Source organism: Ensifer sp. Root1252, from assembly GCF_001425885.1.
Taxonomy (GTDB): domain Bacteria; phylum Pseudomonadota; class Alphaproteobacteria; order Rhizobiales; family Rhizobiaceae; genus Ensifer; species Ensifer canadensis.
The window spans coordinates 44060-63511 of record NZ_LMDT01000045.1 but is presented as its reverse complement, the minus strand read 5'-3'; the positions used below and the strand labels follow the sequence as shown (position 1 = coordinate 63511).

General features: G+C 63.2%; 16 protein-coding genes. 6 read left to right on the top strand and 10 right to left on the bottom strand.

Going from position 1 to position 19452, the window contains the following annotated elements; genetic code table 11:
• Nucleotides 1-15: 15 nt before the first annotated feature.
• Genes ASD02_RS30690 through ASD02_RS30670 form a run of 5 tightly spaced genes read right to left on the bottom strand, consistent with a single transcriptional unit; the run spans nt 16 to nt 5141 of the window.
• On the bottom strand, nt 16-1335 hold the full coding sequence (locus ASD02_RS30690) for an aspartate aminotransferase family protein (protein ID WP_025424688.1): 1320 nt from the start codon (nt 1333-1335) through the stop codon (nt 16-18).
• Nucleotides 1332-2156: an N-formylglutamate amidohydrolase gene (locus ASD02_RS30685; protein WP_082523521.1), complete on the bottom strand. Its 825-nt coding sequence runs from the start codon at nt 2154-2156 to the stop codon at nt 1332-1334. Before ASD02_RS30685 ends, ASD02_RS30690 begins: the two co-directional genes overlap by 4 nt.
• A 15-nt stretch (nt 2157-2171) precedes the next feature.
• The gene (locus ASD02_RS30680) at nt 2172-3518 is read right to left on the bottom strand and encodes a glutamine synthetase family protein (protein WP_025424686.1); all 1347 of its coding nucleotides are present in this window, start codon (nt 3516-3518) and stop codon (nt 2172-2174) included.
• Between the two features lie 36 nt (nt 3519-3554).
• On the bottom strand, nt 3555-4217 hold the full coding sequence (locus tag ASD02_RS30675) for an isochorismatase family cysteine hydrolase (protein ID WP_025424685.1): 663 nt from the start codon (nt 4215-4217) through the stop codon (nt 3555-3557).
• A 42-nt stretch (nt 4218-4259) separates the two neighbouring features.
• The gene (locus ASD02_RS30670) at nt 4260-5141 is read right to left on the bottom strand and encodes a MurR/RpiR family transcriptional regulator (protein WP_025424684.1); all 882 of its coding nucleotides are present in this window, start codon (nt 5139-5141) and stop codon (nt 4260-4262) included.
• 178 nt (nt 5142-5319) lie between these two features.
• Here ASD02_RS30670 and ASD02_RS30665 point away from each other — a divergent pair, with 178 nt between their 5' ends.
• From ASD02_RS30665 to ASD02_RS30650, 4 genes are all read left to right on the top strand, one after another.
• Nucleotides 5320-7197 carry a branched-chain amino acid ABC transporter ATP-binding protein/permease gene (locus tag ASD02_RS30665; protein WP_057221560.1) on the top strand — a complete coding sequence of 626 codons (1878 nt, stop codon included), beginning with the start codon at nt 5320-5322 and terminating at the stop codon, nt 7195-7197.
• Nucleotides 7198-7231: 34 nt separating this feature from the next.
• On the top strand, nt 7232-8395 hold the full coding sequence (locus ASD02_RS30660) for an ABC transporter substrate-binding protein (protein ID WP_025424682.1): 1164 nt from the start codon (nt 7232-7234) through the stop codon (nt 8393-8395).
• Nucleotides 8396-8487: 92 nt separating this feature from the next.
• Nucleotides 8488-9225 (top strand): ABC transporter ATP-binding protein, encoded by a 738-nt coding sequence (locus tag ASD02_RS30655; RefSeq protein WP_107028043.1) that lies wholly within the window; start codon nt 8488-8490, stop codon nt 9223-9225.
• Nucleotides 9226-9250: 25 nt separating this feature from the next.
• Nucleotides 9251-10138: a branched-chain amino acid ABC transporter permease gene (locus ASD02_RS30650; RefSeq protein WP_025424680.1), complete on the top strand. Its 888-nt coding sequence runs from the start codon at nt 9251-9253 to the stop codon at nt 10136-10138.
• Between the two features lie 509 nt (nt 10139-10647).
• Here the strand turns inward: ASD02_RS30650 and ASD02_RS30645 are convergent.
• Together ASD02_RS30645 and ASD02_RS30640 are read right to left on the bottom strand one after the other, a co-directional pair.
• Nucleotides 10648-11658, bottom strand: a complete 1011-nt coding sequence (locus ASD02_RS30645; RefSeq protein WP_025424679.1) for an amino acid ABC transporter substrate-binding protein — start codon at nt 11656-11658, stop codon at nt 10648-10650.
• Nucleotides 11659-11767: 109 nt separating this feature from the next.
• Nucleotides 11768-14824 (bottom strand): aminotransferase class III-fold pyridoxal phosphate-dependent enzyme, encoded by a 3057-nt coding sequence (locus ASD02_RS30640; RefSeq protein WP_025424678.1) that lies wholly within the window; start codon nt 14822-14824, stop codon nt 11768-11770.
• Between the two features lie 79 nt (nt 14825-14903).
• Between ASD02_RS30640 and ASD02_RS30635 the strand changes: the two genes are divergently transcribed.
• Nucleotides 14904-15386, top strand: a complete 483-nt coding sequence (locus tag ASD02_RS30635; RefSeq protein ID WP_051509126.1) for an Lrp/AsnC family transcriptional regulator — start codon at nt 14904-14906, stop codon at nt 15384-15386.
• A 34-nt stretch (nt 15387-15420) separates the two neighbouring features.
• Here ASD02_RS30635 and ASD02_RS30630 read toward each other — a convergent pair whose 3' ends face one another.
• Complete coding sequence (locus tag ASD02_RS30630; RefSeq protein WP_025424676.1) at nt 15421-16362, bottom strand: AraC family transcriptional regulator; 942 nt, start codon at nt 16360-16362, stop codon at nt 15421-15423.
• A 221-nt stretch (nt 16363-16583) separates the two neighbouring features.
• Between ASD02_RS30630 and ASD02_RS30625 the strand changes: the two genes are divergently transcribed.
• Nucleotides 16584-17633 (top strand): NAD(P)-dependent alcohol dehydrogenase, encoded by a 1050-nt coding sequence (locus ASD02_RS30625; RefSeq protein WP_025424675.1) that lies wholly within the window; start codon nt 16584-16586, stop codon nt 17631-17633.
• Between the two features lie 76 nt (nt 17634-17709).
• Here ASD02_RS30625 and ASD02_RS30620 read toward each other — a convergent pair whose 3' ends face one another.
• Together ASD02_RS30620 and ASD02_RS30615 are read right to left on the bottom strand one after the other, a co-directional pair.
• Nucleotides 17710-18174: an Lrp/AsnC ligand binding domain-containing protein gene (locus ASD02_RS30620; protein WP_025424674.1), complete on the bottom strand. Its 465-nt coding sequence runs from the start codon at nt 18172-18174 to the stop codon at nt 17710-17712.
• Between the two features lie 22 nt (nt 18175-18196).
• Nucleotides 18197-19360, bottom strand: a complete 1164-nt coding sequence (locus ASD02_RS30615; RefSeq protein ID WP_025424673.1) for a M20 aminoacylase family protein — start codon at nt 19358-19360, stop codon at nt 18197-18199.
• Nucleotides 19361-19452 lie beyond the last annotated feature (92 nt).

Here is a 19452-nt window from a genome sequence, read left to right as displayed (position 1 = left end):
GCCGGTAGGACTGCCTCACCAGCCGGCGAATTCTGAAAGCACCGCGTCTGAAACCCGGCCGGCTACGACATCGCCAAAGGCGCGGTCGAGAATGTCGAGCGCCTGGTCGATGTCCGCGTCCGAGATCGTCAGCGGCGGGGTCATCTCCAAAACGTTCGAATTCATGCCGACATAATAGACGACGAGGCCGAGCTCATAGGCGCGGTAGATCAGCTTGGCCGTTTCTCTTGCTGCCGGTGAACGGCTGTCGCGGTCGGCAATCAGCTCCACGCCGCAGGCAAGGCCGCGTCCGCGCACATCGCCGATCAGCGTGTGACGCCCGGAAAGCTGCCGCAGGCCCTGGCGCAAACGTTCGCCCTTTCGGTGGGCAGCTTCGGCCAGTCCCTCGCGCTCGATGGTTTCGAGCACGGCAAGGCCGGCAGCTGTCGACACCGGGTTGCCATGTAGCGTCTGCATCGCAAAGGCCGTGGCGCAATCCATGATCTCGGCCGGGCCGATCGCTGCCGAAAGCGGCAGGCCGCCGCCGAGCCCTTTGCCGACCGTCAGGATATCGGGCACAAAATCCTCATGCTCGAAGCAGTGCATCCTGCCGCTGCGGCCGAGCCCGACCTTGACTTCGTCGCAGACGACGAGGATGCCGTGCCGTTGGCAGAGATCGGCAAATTTTTCGAAGAACCCCATCGGCGGCACGATCAGCCCGCCGTCGGACTGGATCGGCTCGATGAAGGCGCAGCCGATCCGCTCCGGCGGTGCCGAGGTCGCAAACTGCTGTTTCAGGAGGTCGAGGATTGCCTCGCCTGTAACGTCGCCTTGATAAGGCCGGTAGGGATCGGGGTAGGGCAGCAGGATCAGCCCCTCCGCCTTGGTCGCACCCGCCTGGACGCTGTGGCCGGAAAAGGCCATCGAGCCGGTGGTGCAGCCGTGATAGGCGCCAATGAAAGAGATGACGCCGGTGCGGCCGGTGGTTTTGGCGATCGCCCGGAAGACTGCTTCGTTGGCGTCGGAGCCGGAATGGCCGAACCACACCTTGTTGCGTCCCTTGCCGGGGAAAAGGCCGAGCAGTTTTTCCGCAAGGGCGGTCGCCGGTGCGTTGGCGGCGGAGAGAACGCTTGCGCCCGCCGGGTTGGCAACAGCCCGCGACACGGCCTCGACCAGGGCGGGATGGCCATAACCAAGGCTTGCAGCTCCCCAGGCGCCGGAAAGGTCGATCAGCTCGCGGCCGTTCTCCTCGACGAGACGTACACCCTTGCCGCCGGCGATGGCGAGCGGAAAGAAGCGCAGCTTCTGCAGGTTGGCAATCGCGTGTCCGTCCCTGGCGTAAAGGCCTTCGGTCACGGGCGGCACTCCCTGAGGCTCGTCTGGAGACAACGGGTCAGCCGCTCACCCCACGCCTTTACGCCCGCGTCGGTATCGATCAGGTCATGCCTGACTTCGATCAGCACGCCCGGCAGCTGGCGCGCGTCGGCATGCACCGGCACCGTATAATCCTCGTCCGGGTGGATGTTGTAGGGCTCGTTGTCGCCGATCGTCAGTTGCTCTTCCGAACTCAGGTCCCGGATCAGCGACTGCGCGAAAGCCTCGGCATCGCGATAGAGAATGCCCGCCTGCCACGGGCGCTGATTGCCGAAATAGACGGGGGTGAAACTGTGCACGCCAACGACAAACGGCCGTTCACCCCTTGCCTGCAGTAGATCAAGGCGCCGGGAAACGGCATCGGCGAAGGGCCTGAACAGCGTATCGATCCGCTGCTGTCGCTCCATCTCGCTCAGATCCCGGTTGGCCGGGATCTCCGTCGTTTCGCTCACTTCCGGAATGAAGGACGGCGCCGAAAGCGGACGGTTGCAGTCGATCACCAACCTTGAATAGTTGGTGAAGAACAACGGCGCGTCGAGGCTGAGGCTTAGATGCTGGGCGAGTGCCAAGGCCCCGATGTCCCAGGCGATATGGCGCTGGCGCTCGTGTTCGGGCAATCCCATGTCACCGAGTGCACGCGGCATGCGGTTGGACGCATGCTCGCACAAAAGCAGGAACGGCGATTTGCCGTCCGGGTTAAACACCGCATAGGGCGGCGGCTCGTCGATCGCCAGAAGCGGCTGGCGGGCGTCGTGCCTGCCGCGTCGGTCGTCGGGGCTCTTGATGGCCGTTGTCGAAGTCATGGGAGCCTATCCGTATCAGTAGACGGCCGCGTAGCGGGCGCAGAGTTCGTCGGGGGAGAGGCCGTCGACGATCTCGATTTCCTTGCGCTTCATCGCGACGTAGCAATCGAGGAAGTCCTTGGCGAACCAGCCGGTCACCACCTTGTCTTCGGCAAGCGTTTCGAGCGCTTCCGGCAGGCTTGCAGGCAGGCGGCGGATGCCGAGCTTCTTCTGGTCCGCGTCGGAAAAATCGGACGGGTCCGAGTTGATCAGCGGCGGCTGTTCGAGGCCAGCCCGGATACCTTCGAGGCCGGCCTTGAGCAGGACGGCCAGCGACAGATGCGGGCTCGCGCAGGCGTCGGCGGCGCGGTACTCCATGTTGAACTGCTTGGCCGGATTGCTGCCGGGCAGATCCAGCGTCGGGCAGATGCGGAGCGTCGCCTCGCGGTTCTTTTCGCCAAGGCAGGTATAGGCAGCGCTCCAATGGTGCGGAACGAGCCGCATGTAGGAGAGCACCGACGGGGCGGTGAAGGCGGTCAGCGCCGGGAGGTGGCGGATAACGCCGGCGGCGAAAGACCCGGCGACCTTCGACAGGCGACCCGGGCGCGACGCGTCGAAGGTGACAGGATTGCCGTCAAGATCGGTGAAGCTGACATGTAGGTGCACGCCGTTGCCCACGCCGTTGGCGCTCGTCTTCGGTGCGAAGCTTGCGTTCCAGCCGAAGAGGGCGGCCACTTCCTTGGTGATGGCGCGGATCGTGGCGCCACGGTCGGCAGCGGTCAGCGCATCCGCCGGGCGGCAGGTGATCTCGAACTGGTCCTTGCCATATTCGGGCAGGAACATTTCCGGCTCGGCGCCCGCCTCCTGCAGTGCCGTCATCAACAGCGGGCCGAAGGGTTCGGCACGGCGTTGCGCGCGCAGGCCGAAGGACGGCGCGTCGGGCCAGTCGACGCCGAGAAGCTGGAACTCCTGCTCGACGGCGGAGATGACTTTCAGCCCGGCCTCGCGCTCGAATTCCTCAAGCGTGCGCTTGAGCAAGCTGCGAACGCAGCACTCCCACGGGTCGCCTTTGAGGTCGGTGATATCGGAGTGATAGAAATGCAGCGGGGTGACGTCGGGCAGGCAGGTGACGCGCGCCTTGCTGGCGGGGTCGGCCATCAGCCTGAGGTCGCCGGCCGAGCCCCAGGGATTGTTTTCGGCGATCTGGTCGAAGGGTGTCAGCGCCAGATTGGCAGGCACCCAGCCGACGCCCTTGCGCAGATAGTCGTCGATCTGTGCAGCGGCAAAGCTGCGGCCGCGGGTGATGCCGGCGATGTCGGTGGTGACGAAGGTCGCGAGTTCCGTCAGTGCGGAATGAGCCTTGCCGTTGTTGGTCTCGGTCATGAATTCCCCTCTTGTCTCAAGATCTTCGGCAGCGGCTCAGGCTTGGCGCAGGCCCTGAAGGCGGTTGACGACGGTGTCGGTATCGGTGGTCCAGCAGTAGCCGGAATAGGCGCGAAGGGCGCCTTCGTGGCGCTCGGGGCTGTAGGTCGCACAGGCGTCGCTGACGACGGTGACGAGATAGCCGCGGTCGGCGGCGTCGCGCACCGCCATGTCGACGCACTGGTCGGTGATGACGCCGGCGATGATCAGATAGCGGGTGTTGAGGTTGCGCAGGATGTAGTCGATGTTGGTCGAGTTGAAGACGCCGGAAGAGGTTTTCGGCAGCACGATCTCGTTGTCGACAGGCGCCAGTTCGGGAATGACCTGGCCCTCGGGCGAGCCCTTCGGCACATGCATGTCGGAAAGCTTGTGGTCGAGCGAGCGGTCGCGGCCGTCAAGCGTCAGGCTCTCGATGATGGTGTGCAGCACTTCGCAGCCGGAACTGCGGGCCGCCTCGAGGATGCGGACCTGGTTGGGGATCACCGTCTGGCGCAGCCGCTTGTGATAGTAGCTGTCGGCGTCCTGCGGGTGGGTCGGATCGAGATTGGGTTCGCACCAGATGCGCTGCATGTCGACGAACAGCACGGACGTGCGGCCGCGCTCGTAGTCGCTGTCGCGCCTCAGCATGTCGTCACCGACCTTCACTGTAACGGCACTCATTCGGATTCTCCTCGGTTGCGGTCCTGGCCTTTCGGCAGATAGTCAGCGGCCGTCGTCGACGTTCGGGTTGAGAGCGTCTTCGGTGATGGCGTAGCCGCGGCGCAGCTCCTCCATCTTCTCGATGCGGGCGCGCGATTGGGTGGCGAGACGGGCCGTCAGCGCGGCGATCAGCGCTTCCGTCTGGGCGATCGCCGGCACCATCGTGTCGTAGGGCGAGACCGTATCGACCGGCGCCGTCAGCGTGACGGTGGCGAATTCGGCGATCGGCGAAAGCCACCGGTCGGTGAACAGCACGATCCGTGCGCCTTGTGCGGCCGCCTGCTTGGCGAAGCGAATGGTGTCGTTCTGGTAGCGGCGGTAATCGTAGACGAACAGCACGTCGCGTTTGCCGAGATCGACGAGCTGGTCGACCTGGTCGGCCTGGCTGCCGTTGATCCAGCGGGTGTCGCCGCGCAGCTGCTTCATATGCGACCAGAGCAGGCCGGCGAGAAAACCGCTGAACCGACCGCCGAGGCAATGCGCTCGTGCGCTCGTGTCTGCCGCCGCATCGACCGCCGCCTCGAAATCCTCCGACGGCAGCATCTGCATCGAAGCTTCGAGCGCATGGATGCTGGCGCGCAGGAAGTACTGGTAGAAGTTCTCCTGTTCCAGCGACGGCCGCCGCTCGTCGAGCATCGACAGCGGCGAACTCATGCGTTCCTGCACTTCGCCGAGCAGCGCCTTCTGAAACTCCGGATAGCCCTCGAAGCCAAGCTTGTTGGCGAAGCGCACCACAGTCGGATTGCTGACCCCCGCCGACGAAGCCAGATAGGCAACGGTATTCAATCCCGCTGCCGGATAGTTCGACAGGAGCTGCCGCACGATCTTCAGTTCCGATCGTGTGAAAGTAATAGCCCCGTCTGTCAGTCGATCCCGGATTGCCACGATTTCCGCCTCCCAAAAATGATGGCTTGAACCCCGATTTCTAATTTTTGTTACATAATTGCTAGCAGAGAATGTTTTTTGAAACAAGATTGACATTTGATCGCGATGGGATAACTTTCATTACGGGAACTGGCCCGAGCCAAAAACAAAGGCGGGCCGACAATTCGGGGGAATGCAGATGGTCCGCGTCAGGCGAGAAACCGTCGTCGGTATCCTTTTAACGTCGTTGCCGCTGCTGGTGGCCGCTGCCGTCGCTTCGCTGGTTTTTCCGGGGAGCGGTGAGCGCCTCGTGACGCTGTTCATGATCAACGTGATCGCAGTGCTCGGCATCGGCATGTATGCTGGCAATTCGGGCATCGTTTCCTTCGGCCATGTCGGCTTCATGGCGATCGGCGCCTATGCGTCCGGCCTTCTCACCATCAACCCGATCGTCCAGAAGACGGCGCTGCCGCACCTGCCGGAATGGCTCGCCGGCATCGGCATGTCGTTCCTGCCGGCGCTTGCCGTGGCGCTGGTGGTCGTGGCGCTAGTCGCGGTGCTGATCGGAATACCCGTCGCGCGCCTTGCCGGTTCATCGGCTTCGATCGCGACGCTCGGCCTTCTCGTGATCGTCCATGTCGTGTTGGTCGCCTCGACCGATATCACCCGCGGCAGCCAGACCTTCTTCGGCATCCCGCGCGCGGTCAATCTGTGGGTGGCGTTGCCTTTTGCGGTGGCCGCCATCGCCATCGCCCGTCTCTACCGGGATTCGGGCGCGGGGCTGAAGTTGAGGGCCTCACGTGAGGACGAGATCGCCTCGACCGCCGTCGGCGTCAATGTCAGGCTTCATCGGTTTGTCGGCTGGGTCCTCGGCGCCATTCTGGCAGGGGCGGCGGGCGCGTTGCTGGCGCATTTCCTCGGCGCCTTCTCGCCCAAGGACTTCTATTTCAACCTGACCTTCGTGCTGCTCGCCATGCTGATCCTCGGTGGCGTCACCACCGTTTCGGGTGCGGTCGGCGGAACGGCCGTGATCATGCTGATCGTCGAGCTTCTGCGCAAACTCGAAGGCGGTGTCGACCTCGGCTTCGTCACGCTTCCGACCGTCTTCGGTCTCACGGATATCGGCATCGGCGTTGCGATCCTGGTGGTGATGTATCGGCTCCAGGACGGGATCTTCGGGGTCCGCGAGCTGGATGAGCGTCTTGCCTGGTTGAAGCGCTTTGCCGCAAAGCCTGCGACAGCCTCCGACAGCGCGCAAAAAATTGCTCCGGTCCCACCGGGCGGAACACTCAAGGTCGAAAATCTCGGCAAGAAATTCGCCGGACTTGTGGCGCTGGAAAACGCCAATTTCGAGATCAAGCCGGGTCTCGTGACCGGTCTCATCGGCCCGAACGGGGCCGGCAAGTCGACGCTGATCAACAGCGTCTCCGGCGTCGTTCCGCCGTCGAGTGGCCGCGTGCTGATCGACGGCAAAGATATCGCATCGCTGTCGGTTCACGCGGTTCCTGTCGCCGGCCTCGCGCGCACCTTCCAGAACATCCGCCTGTTCAAGAACCTGACCGTGCTCGAAAACGTCACGGTGGCGGCGAGTGCTTTGAAGGGCAATGGCGAGGACCCGATGGAAAGCGCCCGGCTGGTGCTTTCAGAGGTTGGGCTCGACGGCTTTTCCGACCAGCTTGCCGGAACACTTTCCTATGGCGCGCAACGCCGTCTCGAGATCGCCCGCGCACTGGCCTTGAGGCCGCGCTACCTGCTGCTCGACGAGCCGGCGGCCGGCATGAACCCTGCCGAAACGCAGGAACTGATGCACGTGCTCGACCGCATCCGCACGAAGTACCGCCTCGGCCTGCTCGTCGTCGAGCATGACCTGAAGCTGATCATGCGGCTCTGCGATATCGTCGTCGTCCTCAACAAGGGCCAGCAGATCGCCATCGGCACACCGGCGGAGATCCAGGTCAACCCGGCTGTGATCGAAGCCTATATCGGCCGTCGCCGTTCGTCAGCGCAGGCGCAGCATGAGGTTGTCGAGGCCACCGGTCTCCGGCCGGGCACAGGCAGCCTTCACAATCCAGCTTGATCAGCAAACGAAATCAGAAAGAGGGAGCTTACCGATGAAATCGAATCTCAGGGCACTGTGCCTCACCACCATCCTTAGCGGCTTCGCGCTGTCGCCGCTGCCGGCATTTGCCGAAGATTTGGTCATCGGTCTTGCCACCGCCCAGACCGGCGGCCTTGCTCCCTATGACCAGCCGTCGCTGAAGGGCCTGGAAATGGCCGTCGAGGAAATCAACGCGGCTGGCGGCGCTGCCGGCAAGTTCCCGATCAAGCTGGTGGCCAAGGACACGCGCTCGGACGCTGCCCAGACGGCACTGGTGGCGCAGGAACTGGTTGATCAGGGCGTCAAGATCATGATCACGCCTTGCGATGCCGATCCGTCGATCGCCGCCGGCCAGGTGACGCAGGCGGCGCAAATCCCTGCCTTCTCGTTCTGTGCGACCACCCCGACCATGCCGCTTGCTGTCGGCGACTACATGTTCGGCAACTATCCCGCCGACAACGTCCAGGCCGCAGTGCTCGCAGCCTACGCCGTCGAGAAGGGCTACAAGAAGGCTTACATCCTCAAGTCTCCCGATAGCGCCTATACGCTGAAGCTTCCGGAATATTTCGGCGAAGCCTTCAAGGCCAAGGGCGGCGAGCTTCTGGGCGAAGGCACCTTCAGCATGGGCCAGCAGGATTTCGGCGCCGAAGTCACCAAGATCAAGGCGATGAATCCGGCACCCGACGTCATCATGACGGCTGCCTACGAGCCCGATTTTCCGGCCTTCATCCGCCAGCTGCGCGGCGCCGGCGTCACCATTCCGATCCTCGGCAGCGACGGCATCGATTCGCCGACGACATTCGGACTTGGCGCCACCGTCGACGGCGTGGTCTTCACCACGGCCGGGTTTGCCAGTGAGGGCAGCCCGCTCGCCGACTTCAACGTGAAGTACAAGGAGAAGTTCGGTCAGGTGCCGGATACGGTCTACATTGCCAACGGCTACGACCTCGGAAAGGTCATCGACGCTGCCGTGACCGAAGCCAACAGCATCGACCCGGTCGCCATCCGCAACGCCATCGCCTCGCTCGAAAACGTCCAGGGTGTCACCGGCCCGATCAGCTACGCCGGCACGCAAGGCATGCCATTGCGTTCGGTCTCGCTGGTTCGCATCGGAGGTGGCAACCGCGAGCTGATCAGCCAGGGCGTTCCCGCCGCGGCCGACATTCCGGCCCCCTGAGCCGCCACCACTTGCGATCTTCGGCGCCGCGCCGGAGATCGTTCGGCCGCCTGCAGGGCCGTCTCGCAATCCATGGCAAGGACTTTGCCCCGATGATGCACAGTGAAATTCCCGCTCAGAAGCCCCTGCTCGAAGTGAGCGGCCTCAAGGTTGCCTATGGTGCCGTCGAGGCGCTGAAGGGGGTCGATCTCACCGTCAACAAAGGGCAGATCGTCACGCTGCTCGGCGCCAACGGCGCCGGCAAGAGCTCGACGCTGAATGCGCTGATGGGCCTGGCGGCAAAGAAGGCGGGGCGGGTGTCGTTCAATGGCCAGGACATTTCCGGCCTGCCGCCGGAACAGATCGTCAGGCTCGGCATGACGCTGACGCCGGAAGGCCGGCGCATCTTTCCAAGCCTGACGGTGGACGAACACCTGCTGCTTGGCGGCGCCATGCACAAGGCGCGCGGGGTGATATCCGACGTGCGCGAGGACATGCTGTCGCGTTTCCCGATCCTGAAAGAACGTCTTAGCCAGAAAGCCGGTTCGCTGTCCGGTGGCGAGCAGCAGATGCTGGCGATCGCCCGTTCGATGATGTCGTCGCCCGACCTTTTGCTGCTCGACGAGCCTTCGCTCGGGCTGGCGCCGCAGGTGGTCGACCTGATCTTCGACCTGATCGCCGGTCTGCGCCAGAAGGGCCTGACGATCCTGCTCGTCGAGCAGAACGTAGCACTTTCGCTCGAAATCGCCGACGCGGGCTATGTCATGGCGAACGGGCGCATCGTGCTCTCCGGCACTGCCGCCGAACTTCGCAATTCAACTGAAATCCAGGGTGCCTATCTCGGCGCTTGAGGCCGGGGGCAAAGAGGTCACAACGATGGACATGTTCCTGCAGCAGCTGGTCAACGCGCTGAGCCTCGGCGGCACCTATGCGCTTCTCGCGCTTGGGCTCGCGGTCGTCTTCTCGATCATGGGGCTGATCAATTTCGCCCATGGCGAACTGATGACGGCGGCGGGCTACGGGCTGTGCTTCGCCCTTCTGCTGGGCGTGCCCTTTCCGCTCGCCATCTTCGGCGCGCTGATGATCGCGGTGGCGCTTGCCATGTTGATGGAGCGCATCGCCTTTCGGCCGGTGCGGGGCGCGAGCGGCACGACGCTGCTTCTCACCAGCTTTGCCGTCAGCGCCATCCTGCGCGTCATCTTCCAGAACTTCATTTCGGCGCGGCCGAAGCCGGTGCCGATGCCGGAGAGCTTTTCCGGGACGATCGAGATCGGTGGCCTTCACCTCGGCCTGATCCAAGGCACATCGATCCTGGTCACGGTCATCATGCTCGTCGGGCTCAACCTCTTCCTGCGCACCACCGTTCTCGGCCGGGCGATGCGTGCGGCTTCGGAGGATTTCGCCATCGTCCGGCTGATGGGTATTCGCGCCAATGCCGTGGTTGCGACCGCCTTTGCCATTTCGGGACTGCTCGCGGGCGTCGCGGGCATTCTCTGGGTGGCGCAGCGCGGCAGCGTCGATCCGCTGATGGGCTTCCTGCCGGTCTTGAAGGCCTTCATCGCCGCGATCATTGGCGGGCTCGGCAGCCTCTCCGGCGCCGTTGCCGGCGGCTTCCTGCTCGGCTTCATCGAGGTGTTCCTGCAGGCCTATCTGCCGGAAAGCCTGCTCAGCTACCGCGATGCCTTCACCATCCTGCTCGTCATCGGCGTGCTTCTCTTCGCGCCGCAGGGGCTGCTTGCGCGCAAGACGATCGTCAAACTCTGAAGGGTTGCGCCCCACCTGTCGGTTGACCAGAAAAAACGCTCCGGCGTCGGAAATGTCAGACGGTGACAGATCCTGCTGTTTGACGAAAGGGGCATCCCCACGCCCTCATTCCGGCCTTGTGCCGGAATCCAGCGATCCGACGTCGGTCGGGTCAGAGGACTTTTCAGCCCAAGGACTTGGGCTGGCTGGATCCCTGTGACAGGCACAGGGATGAGGGAAGTCTTCGCTGGTGTCGGGATTTCCCGATCTGCTATGACGAGGCCTGACTTGTCGACTGTCCGCTGTCCATCATCGCCGTACGTTTTGTCGGAACCTCCAGATCCCCCTTGGGAAAGCTGCCACAAGCGGCGTTGCGCAACGCCTCGCTCCGAGCAGACAGACAGAATGCAACCGCTCCTTGTCAAACGCCAGAAGCGAAAAACGCCGCGGTGAGGGCCGCGGCGCATGGTTGGTTGGTCTATTTATTGGCGCAATTCCGGAGGGAAGACCTTCTCCGGATTTGCCTGCGATCAGCGCGCCGGCGGCGCGTACATCAGGCCGCCCTGGCTCCACAGCTTGTTGAGGCCGCGGTCGATCTTGAGCGCACTGTCCTTGCCCAGGTGCTTTTCGAAGACCTCGCCATAGTTGCCGACGGCGGAGATCGCCTGGAAGGCCCATGTCGGGCCGAGGCCCAGCGCCTTGCCGGCTTCGTTGTCGATGCCCAGGAACCGCTTCTGGCCGACCGTGCCGCTTTCCTGCATCTTGGCCGCGTTCTCCTTGGTGATACCAAGTTCTTCGGCCTCGATCATCGCGAACAATGTCCAGCGAACGACCTTGAACCACTGCTCGTCGCCCTGGCGCACGGCCGGTCCGAGCGGTTCCTTGGAGATGACTTCCGGCAACACGACGAAGCGGTCCGGGTCGTTCAGCGTCAGGCGCTGGGCGTAGAGCGCCGAGGCGTCGGTCGAATAGACGTCGCAGCGCGCCGTGTTGAAGGCCTGGATCGTCTGGTCGGGCTTTTCGAAAGCGATGACCTGGTACTGGATGTTGTTGGAGCTGAAGTAGTCGGCCATGTTCTGCTCGGTGGTCGTGCCGGTTTCCGTGCAGACGGAGGCGCCCGAGAGTTCCTTGACGCTCTTCACGCCGAGGTCGTTGCGCACCATGAAGGCCTGGCCGTCATAGTAGTTGACGCCGACGAAGCTCATGCCGAGATCGCTGTCGCGCGACAGCGTCCAGGTGGTCTGGCGCGAAAGCAGATCGACTTCGCCCGACTGCAGCGCGGTGAAGCGCTCCTTGGTCGAGAGCGGCACGTATTTCACCTTGTCCGGGTTGCCGAGCGTGGCCGCAGCGACCGCGCGGCAGAAGTCGATGTCGAAGCCGCTCCACTCGCCCTTGTCGTTCGGCGCGGAAAAGCCGAGCACGCCCTGGCTGACGCCGCAGCGAAGTTCGCCGCGTTCCTTGACGACATCAAGCGTGGCGGCGCTGGCTGCCGTTCCGGCGAGAAACGCCGCACTCGCAAGTGCTAGAATTCCAAGTTTCATTGTCCTGTTCTCCTCTTGTTATGCAGTTTTAAAGGCACGCGTCTTCGCTGCCGGGGCACGTGCGCGTCCCGGCCAACTGGCTATCGTTTCGGCGGTATCGAGCCCGGTCTTAACCGAGCTTCCTGCTCACATCCGCAAAGGTCTCTTCGAGGACGGCGAGCAGATGATCGGCGTCGCGTTTCGAGAAGATCATCGGCGGACGCATCTTCAAGACGTTGTCATGTGGCCCTTCGGTGCCCATCAACACGCCGCGCTGGCGGGCGCCGTTGGAAACGGCCCGGGCAAATTCGGTGGCGGGTGCCTTGGTATTGCGGTCGCTGACCAGTTCGATGCCAAGGAACAGCCCCATGCCGCGGACGTCGCCGATCACCTCGTAACGCGCCTGCATCGCCCGGAAGGAGCCGATGAGGTAGTTGCCGATAGCAAGTGCGTTGCCGCGCAGGTCCTGCCCCTCGATGACGTCGAGCACGGCAAGGCCGACGGCGCAGGAAACCGGGTTTCCGCCGAAGGTGTTGAAGTACTCCATGCCGTTGTTGAAGCTGTCGGTGACCTCGCGGGTGGTGACGACGGCGGCCAGCGGATGGCCGTCGCCGATCGGCTTGCCCATGGTGACGATGTCGGGAACGATCCCTTGAGTCTCGAACGCCCACCAGTGGCTGCCGACACGGCCGAAGCCGACCTGAACCTCATCGGCGACGCAGACGCCGCCGGCTTCGCGCACCAGGCGATAGACTTCCTTCAAGTAGCCTTCGGGCAGGAACACCTGGCCGGCAACGCTCGGGATCGATTCCGCGATGAAGAAGCCGAGGCCTTCGCCCTTTGCCTGCATGGCCGCGATCTGCTCTGCGACGCTTTCGGCAAAGCGCTTGCCGTGTTCTTCTGCCGGCCAATCGGCGGGCGCGCGATAGCTGTCGGGAACGGCAGCGACATGGACATGCGGTTTCGGGCCCTTGCCGCCTTTGCGACGGAATTTGTAGGGGCTGATGTCGATCAGCTCCTGCGTGGTGCCGTGATAGGACCAGTCGAGCGTGATGGCGTTTTCACGGCCCGTATGCGCGCGCATCATGCGCAGCGCCAGGCTGTTTGCCTCCGAGCCGCTGTTGACGAAACCGGCGACTGTCAGTTCTTTCGGCAGCGTCGCGGTCAGCCGTTCCGCATAGGCGACAATATTGTCGTGCAGATAGCGCGTGTTGGTGTTGAGGATCGCCGCCTGCTTCGTCATCGCCTCGACGACCGCGGGATGGGCGTGGCCGATGTGGCAGACATTGTTGAAGCAGTCGAGATAGGCGCGGCCACTGTCGTCGATCAGCCAGACGCCTTCGCCGCGCACGAACTTGATCGGCTTTTCGTAGGAGATCGACAGGTTCGGCAGCAGCAGTTCCTTGCGCAGCTTGACGATCTCGTCATGCGCACGACCGCTCTTTGCGTAAAACTCTTCGGCAATGCCGGCGAAGGTGCGCGCATCGGGGAAGAGCTCGGCCCAGACGTCGAGATATTGCGGTTCGCCGACGCCGATGATTTCGGTCGCCGAAAGGTTTGCGTCGATGGAAAGCTGCAAATGCAGGTGCGGCGCCCAGCCGCCGTTTTCCATCGGAGCACCCATTTCGCCGACGAGCGCACCGGCTTCGAGCCGGTCGCCAGCCTTGATCCGGCCCATTGTCTCGTGCGCCAGATGACCCCAGAGCGACACGAAGGGCGGGCAGCCCTCGGGTTCGTGGCGAAGCGCAATCAGGCAGCCGTAACCAAGCGGGTCCGCCTCGATCTCGACGCTGACGACGGTGGCGGCGATCGGTGTGAACACCTTGGTGCCGGCTGCCATGAACAGGTCGAGCCCGAGATGGCAGGTGCGGCGGGTGTTCTCGACCAGCCGTGAGACGAACATTTCGCCGGCATAGACGGTGCGCGCCTCACCCCAGGGGCCGATGCCGAGATCGACGCCGTTTTCGCGGCAATAGTCTTCCCAGATCGCCTGGGCCTCATCCGGCTGTTCACCGGCGGATTTCACCGTCATCGGATGATCAGGGTCGCCGTAGGGCACGAGCGCTGCTGGGTAGGTCGCGGCCGGGCGTTCGAGCAGCGGCGCGAGCGCCTTGCGGTTTTCGCTAATCCAGGCGGTAACGCCGCGCGTTCCCGGAGCTGCCTCGAAGCCGCAGGCCTTGCGCAGGATCGCGGTGGCAAAGCGCGGGTTCATCCGGTCGAGTTTGCGCAAGAGCGTCCAGGCTGGCCTTTCGCTGATGGCAAGGTAAGGATTGTCGGTCGTGTGGGCGCGGCGCGAGGCCGAGATCGTCACCGAGGTGACGAGCCGCATGGCGATGAGGTCGAAGAGAAGATCGACTTCCTCTTCGAGCAGCGGATATTCCGCGTGGAAGCCGCGGGCGATGGCGGCGGTGGCGCCGATCGGGTCGGGATGGTCGAGACCGGCATAGGCGGCGGCAATGGCGACTTCGGCAATGACGGGCGCATAGAGTGCGTCGCCGAAATCGATCAGCCCGGAGATGCGGTCATGATCTGATTTGTCGACCAGTACGTTCCAGTCGTTGGCGTCGTTGTGGATGACAGCCGACCGCAGTGTCGCCAGCCTCGGCTCCACCGACTTTGCAAAGCGGACAAGGAAACGCTCCAGCAATGCGCGGTCATCCGGCTCGGTTACATGGTTCAGCCTGTCCCTGGAACGGCCGGCCTTGCGAATGTCCCAGTCGAGGTCGCGCAACGCACCCGGATGCATGAAGCCTTTCAGCGAGGCGTCGAAGCGGCCGAGCATCTGGCCGAGCGACTGGAGCGCACTGGTGCTGCGGCCGGTTTCGGCGAGCGGGTTGCCCGAGACCCAGCTGACGAGGCGCAGCCTGTGGCTGACGCCGTGCTGGCTGGTGGTTCCGGCAAGGCTGGTGCCGGCCAATGTCGGCTTGATGTGCGGCACCGGCAATTCGGCGGCAAAGGTTCCGACATGGCTGAGCAGCGCCGTCTGGAAGTCGCTCTCGACCTCGGGCTCGGCGGCATTGACGACCTTCAGGATATAGGTGGCGCCGTCGGCGGCCTCGACCTTGAAGTTCTGGTCGCGTTCGCTGGCCAGCAGCGACAGCGTGCCGGAAAGGCCGTAATGCTGCTTCAGCAGTGCTGACGCAGCGTCGATAGAAAAGTCTGGTGTCGTCTTCAGCATGTCGTTCATGGGAACCCTCGTCTTGAGAGGCAGAGTTGCACGAGCGGCCGACGCATGCATCCGGCATTATGCCGGTTGCACCGACATTATGTTTATAATAACCGTCATCTTGTCGGCGCGCTCGGAGGCGGAAATCATGCAGGACATCGACGCGATCGACCGGACGATCCTCAGCATCCTGTCGCGGGAGGCGCGCATCCCGATGAAGTCGCTGGCGGGCAGGATCGGGCTTTCCCGAAGTGCGACGACGGAGCGCGTCACCCGCCTGGAAAAGGCGGGCATCATTCGCGGCTACCGCGCCGATATCGGCCAGCTGGAGGAGGGGCAGATCCAGGCCTTCCTGCTCGTCACGCTGCAGCGTACGCCGTCGATCGGCGTGCTTGACCGGCTCGCCGGCTTTTCTTCCGTGCGCAAGGTTTCCTCCGTCAGCGGCCAGCTCGATCTGGTCGTCGAGGTCGAGGTCGGCTCCATCAACGCGCTGAATGAACTGCGCAACGAAGTGGCGACCATGGACAACGTCGAGGATCTGACGACGTCGATCGTGCTCAGGCGGGATATCGAGCGTAGCTGATATTCCCGGGGATATCGAAAGAACCTGAGGCGTATCACCCCTCGCTCAGCATCTCCGCCTCGCCGGAGAAGCGCTCGACCAACGTACGGCGCACGCGGCCGATGTCGCGCAACGGCGGCTCGCCGAAGTGGCGGGCATATTCGCGACTGAATTGCGACTGGCTCTCGTAGCCGACCTGATGGCCGGCATCTCCGGCATCGAGACTTTCTTCCAGCATCAGCCGCCGCGCCTCCTGCAGCCGCAACTGCTTCTGGTACTGCAGCGGGCTCATTGCGGTGATCGCCTTGAAATGGTGGTGCAGCGACGAAACGCTCATCGAGACCCGGCTCGCTAGGTCGTCGATGCGCAGCGGCCGGGAATAGTGCTCCTTCAGCCAGGCGACGGCGCGGCCGACCTGATGCGGCTGGCTTTCGACTGTTGCCATCTGGCGAAGCCGGTGGCCGTGCGGGCCGGTCACCAGGCGATACAGAATTTCCTGCTCGACCAGCGGCAGCAGTGCGGGAATATCGTCGGGCCGGTCGAGTAGCCGCAAGAGCCTGAGTGCTGCATCTTCGAGGTCAGGTGTGATCTTGCTGACCGTCATGCCGCGCGGCGAGGCGGAGGCCGGCATATGCCCCTGCGCCAGAAAGTCGAGCAATGCCGGAATCTTGGCCGTATCGATCTGGAAGGCGAAGCTGAGATAAGGCTCGTCGGCCGAAGCCTTGCAGACCTGCGACAACACCGGCAGGTCGATCGACGTCAGCAGATAATCGGAAGCGCCATAGATCAGCGTCTCGTCGCCGAGTACCACGCGCTTGGCGCCCTGGACGATGATCGCAAGGCTCGGCTTGTAGGCCGCGCAATTGACGGGTGCGTCGCCGGAATGGCGATGAATGCTCAAACCTGGGATTGCGGTCTGGTGGTCGCCGTCCTTCCCGGTGATCCGGGCAATGACGTCGATCATGTCCTGTCTGGCAGTCTGTCGCGTGGCTGTCATATTCTGTGGTCTTTCCAGCGGCTTAGCATTGTGTGCGGCAATGCTCAGATAAGGCTTCGAAGCGCTATTGCCATCATATATTTTTCATTCTTGCAGGATCGGGCAAAAACTTTGCAGGATCGCGATAACGCTTTTGCCGATCGCGAACGCATAGTCCCTGCCTGCGATCTGCCGGTAACGCTCCGGTCATTTCGCATCTCCCAAAATTGAAGGACAGACTGATGGCCATTGCAAGAGGATATGCGGCGACCGACGCGTCGAAACCGCTGACGCCCTTCACCTTCGAACGTCGCGAGCCGCGCGACAACGACGTGGTGATCGACATCAAATATTGCGGCGTCTGCCACTCCGACATTCACCAGGCACGCAACGAATGGGGCAACTCGGCCTTCCCGATGGTCCCCGGCCACGAGATCGTCGGCATCGTCACCGCCGTCGGCTCCAAGGTCACCAAATTCAAGGTGGGTGACCGCGCCGGCGTCGGCTGCTTCGTCGATTCGTGCACCACCTGCGCGACACGCGACGTCGATCTGGAGCATTACATGCCAGGTCTGGTGGTGACCTATAACGGCGTCGAGGCCGACGGCAAGACAGCGACGCAGGGTGGCTACTCCGACAGCATCGTCGTCAAGGAAGGCTATGTCCTGTCGATCCCGGAAAACCTGCCGCTCGACGCGGCGGCACCGCTTTTGTGTGCCGGCATCACGCTCTATTCGCCGCTTCGTCACTGGAAGGCCGGTCCCGGCAAGAAGGTCGCGATCGTCGGCATGGGCGGTCTCGGCCATATGGGCGTCAAGATCGCCCACGCCATGGGCGCGGAGGTGACGGTGCTCAGCCAAAGCCTGTCGAAGAAGGAAGACGGGCTGAAGCTCGGTGCCGACCACTACTTCGCCACCAACGATCCGGAAACCTTCAAGACGCTTCAGGGCCAGTTCGACCTGATCATCTGCACGGTCGCAGCCGAGATCGACTGGAACGCCTATCTCAACCTGTTGAAGGTCGACGGCGATTTCGTGCTGGTCGGTATTCCGGAAAATGCCGTGCCGGTCCATGCCTTCGCGCTGGTTCCGGCCCGCCGCAGCATTTCCGGCTCGATGATCGGTTCGATCAAGGAAACCCAGGAAATGCTCGACTTCTGCGGCGCCCACAACATCGTCTCGGAGATCGAAACGATCAAGATCCAGGAGATCAACGAAGCCTACGAGCGTGTCGTCAAGAGCGACGTCCGCTACCGCTTCGTCATCGACATGGCGTCGCTCGACGCGGCGTAAGCGCGGGTTCAGGGGTGCCGTACTAAAGTGCTTGCCCCGGGATCCCATCGGCTCCCGGGGTCATTCTTATTTGGTCTCAGACGAGCGGCAGTGGCCCGTCGTTCTTGATCTCTTCCATGACAGCATAGGTGCGGGTTTCCTTGACGCCCGGCAGCGTCCACAGCACCTGGCCAAGGAAATTGCGGTAGGCCGCCATGTCCTCGAAGCGGGTCTTGACGAGATAGTCGAAGCCGCCGGCGACCATGTGACATTCGAGAACCGCCGGCGCCTGCTTGATCGCGATCGCGAACTGATCGAACACGTCGGGCGTCGTCTTGTCGAGCATGACCTCGATGAAGACGAGCAGGCCGAAGCCGAGCTTCTGCGGATCGAGACGGGCGCCGAAGCCCGAAACATACCCTTCCTTCAACAGCCGGCGCAGTCTTTCGCTTGTTGCCGTCGGTGACAGGCCGATGCGATCGGCAAGCTCCAGATTGGTGATCCGGCCATCCGCCTGCAGGATGTTGAGAATTCTACGGTCTATCTTGTCGATCTGATGCATCGTGCCGCCTCCCGCTCGCGCCTCAGGCGGCAAGTCGCGTTTCCGCGAGTTTCACCCAATAGGAAATCCCGTGCGGGATCGCTTCGTCGTTGAAGTCATAGCCCGGGTGGTGCAGCCCGGCGGTGTCGCCGTTGCCCATGAAAATGAAGGCCCCCGGGCGGGCGAGCAGCATGTAGGAGAAATCCTCGCCGCCCATCATCGGATCGAGCGACGGCCTGATATTGCCTTCGCCGGCAATTTCCGCCGCTGCCTTCAGCGCGTAGCCCGTCTCGTCCTCATGGTTGACGGTCACCGGATAGTTGCGGCTGTACCAGACATCGACGGTTGCGCCATAGACGTCGGCGATGCCTTCGGCGATCAGCCGGATGCGGGTCTCGCCGATATCGCGCACTTCGGGCTTCAGGGTGCGCACGGTGCCGCCGAGCACCGCCTCCTCCGGGATGACGTTGTGGGCAAAGCCGGCGTTGAATTTGGTGACCGAGACCACGACGGAAGCGAGCGGATCGACCGTTCTCGACGCGATTGTCTGCAATGCAGTGACGATCTGCGTGCCGATGACGATCGGGTCGATCGTCTTGTGCGGCTGGGCCGCATGGCCGCCACGGCCCTTGATGGTGATGGTGAACTCGTCGGTCGAGGCCATGATCGCGCCGACGCGGCTGCCGAAATGCCCGACGGGCATGCCAGGCATATTGTGCATGCCGTAGACTTCGGCGATGTCGAAGCGCTCCATCATGCCGTCCTTGACCATCTCGTTGCCGCCGCCGCCGCCTTCTTCTGCCGGCTGGAAGATGACCGCGACGCTGCCAGCGAAGTTGCGGGTCTCGGCCAGATATTTGGCCGCGCCGAGCAGCATGGCGGTGTGGCCGTCATGGCCGCAGGCGTGCATCTTGCCGGAAGTTTCCGACGCCCAGGACTTGCCTGATGTCTCGGTGATCGGCAGCGCATCCATGTCGGCGCGCAGGCCGATGGTGCGGCCAGCACCGAGATTGCCCTTGATCAGGCCGACGACGCCGGTCCGACCAAGGCCGGTCACGATTTCGTCAACGCCGAACTCCTTCAGTTTCATTTCGACGAAGGCTGCCGTATTTTCCACCGCGAACAGGAGCTCGGGGTTCTTGTGCAGATGACGCCGCCATTCGGTGACTTCGTTTTGCAGTTCGGCGGCGCGGTTGAGAATCGGCATGAGTTGAGTCCTGTCGGTCTGTTCGATCACATCTATCTGCGGTGGATTGGCGCAGCAGCCAACGAATGGGCTTTGCCATCTCCTCGCCATAT

What these genes read in the sequence shown, in the direction of transcription:
- ASD02_RS30645 (WP_025424679.1), bottom strand. Translation starts at nt 11,658, where the DNA reads ATGAAACTTGGAATTCTAGCACTTGCGAGTGCGGCGTTTCTCGCCGGA.
- ASD02_RS30615 (WP_025424673.1), bottom strand. Translation starts at nt 19,360, where the DNA reads ATGCCGATTCTCAACCGCGCCGCCGAACTGCAAAACGAAGTCACCGAA.
- ASD02_RS30665 (WP_057221560.1), top strand. Translation starts at nt 5,320, where the DNA reads ATGGTCCGCGTCAGGCGAGAAACCGTCGTCGGTATCCTTTTAACGTCG.
- ASD02_RS30625 (WP_025424675.1), top strand. Translation starts at nt 16,584, where the DNA reads ATGGCCATTGCAAGAGGATATGCGGCGACCGACGCGTCGAAACCGCTG.
- ASD02_RS30640 (WP_025424678.1), bottom strand. Translation starts at nt 14,824, where the DNA reads ATGAACGACATGCTGAAGACGACACCAGACTTTTCTATCGACGCTGCG.
- ASD02_RS30630 (WP_025424676.1), bottom strand. Translation starts at nt 16,362, where the DNA reads ATGACAGCCACGCGACAGACTGCCAGACAGGACATGATCGACGTCATT.
- ASD02_RS30650 (WP_025424680.1), top strand. Translation starts at nt 9,251, where the DNA reads ATGGACATGTTCCTGCAGCAGCTGGTCAACGCGCTGAGCCTCGGCGGC.
- ASD02_RS30635 (WP_051509126.1), top strand. Translation starts at nt 14,904, where the DNA reads ATGTTTATAATAACCGTCATCTTGTCGGCGCGCTCGGAGGCGGAAATC.
- ASD02_RS30655 (WP_107028043.1), top strand. Translation starts at nt 8,488, where the DNA reads ATGATGCACAGTGAAATTCCCGCTCAGAAGCCCCTGCTCGAAGTGAGC.
- ASD02_RS30660 (WP_025424682.1), top strand. Translation starts at nt 7,232, where the DNA reads ATGAAATCGAATCTCAGGGCACTGTGCCTCACCACCATCCTTAGCGGC.
- ASD02_RS30675 (WP_025424685.1), bottom strand. Translation starts at nt 4,217, where the DNA reads ATGAGTGCCGTTACAGTGAAGGTCGGTGACGACATGCTGAGGCGCGAC.
- ASD02_RS30680 (WP_025424686.1), bottom strand. Translation starts at nt 3,518, where the DNA reads ATGACCGAGACCAACAACGGCAAGGCTCATTCCGCACTGACGGAACTC.
- ASD02_RS30685 (WP_082523521.1), bottom strand. Translation starts at nt 2,156, where the DNA reads ATGACTTCGACAACGGCCATCAAGAGCCCCGACGACCGACGCGGCAGG.
- ASD02_RS30620 (WP_025424674.1), bottom strand. Translation starts at nt 18,174, where the DNA reads ATGCATCAGATCGACAAGATAGACCGTAGAATTCTCAACATCCTGCAG.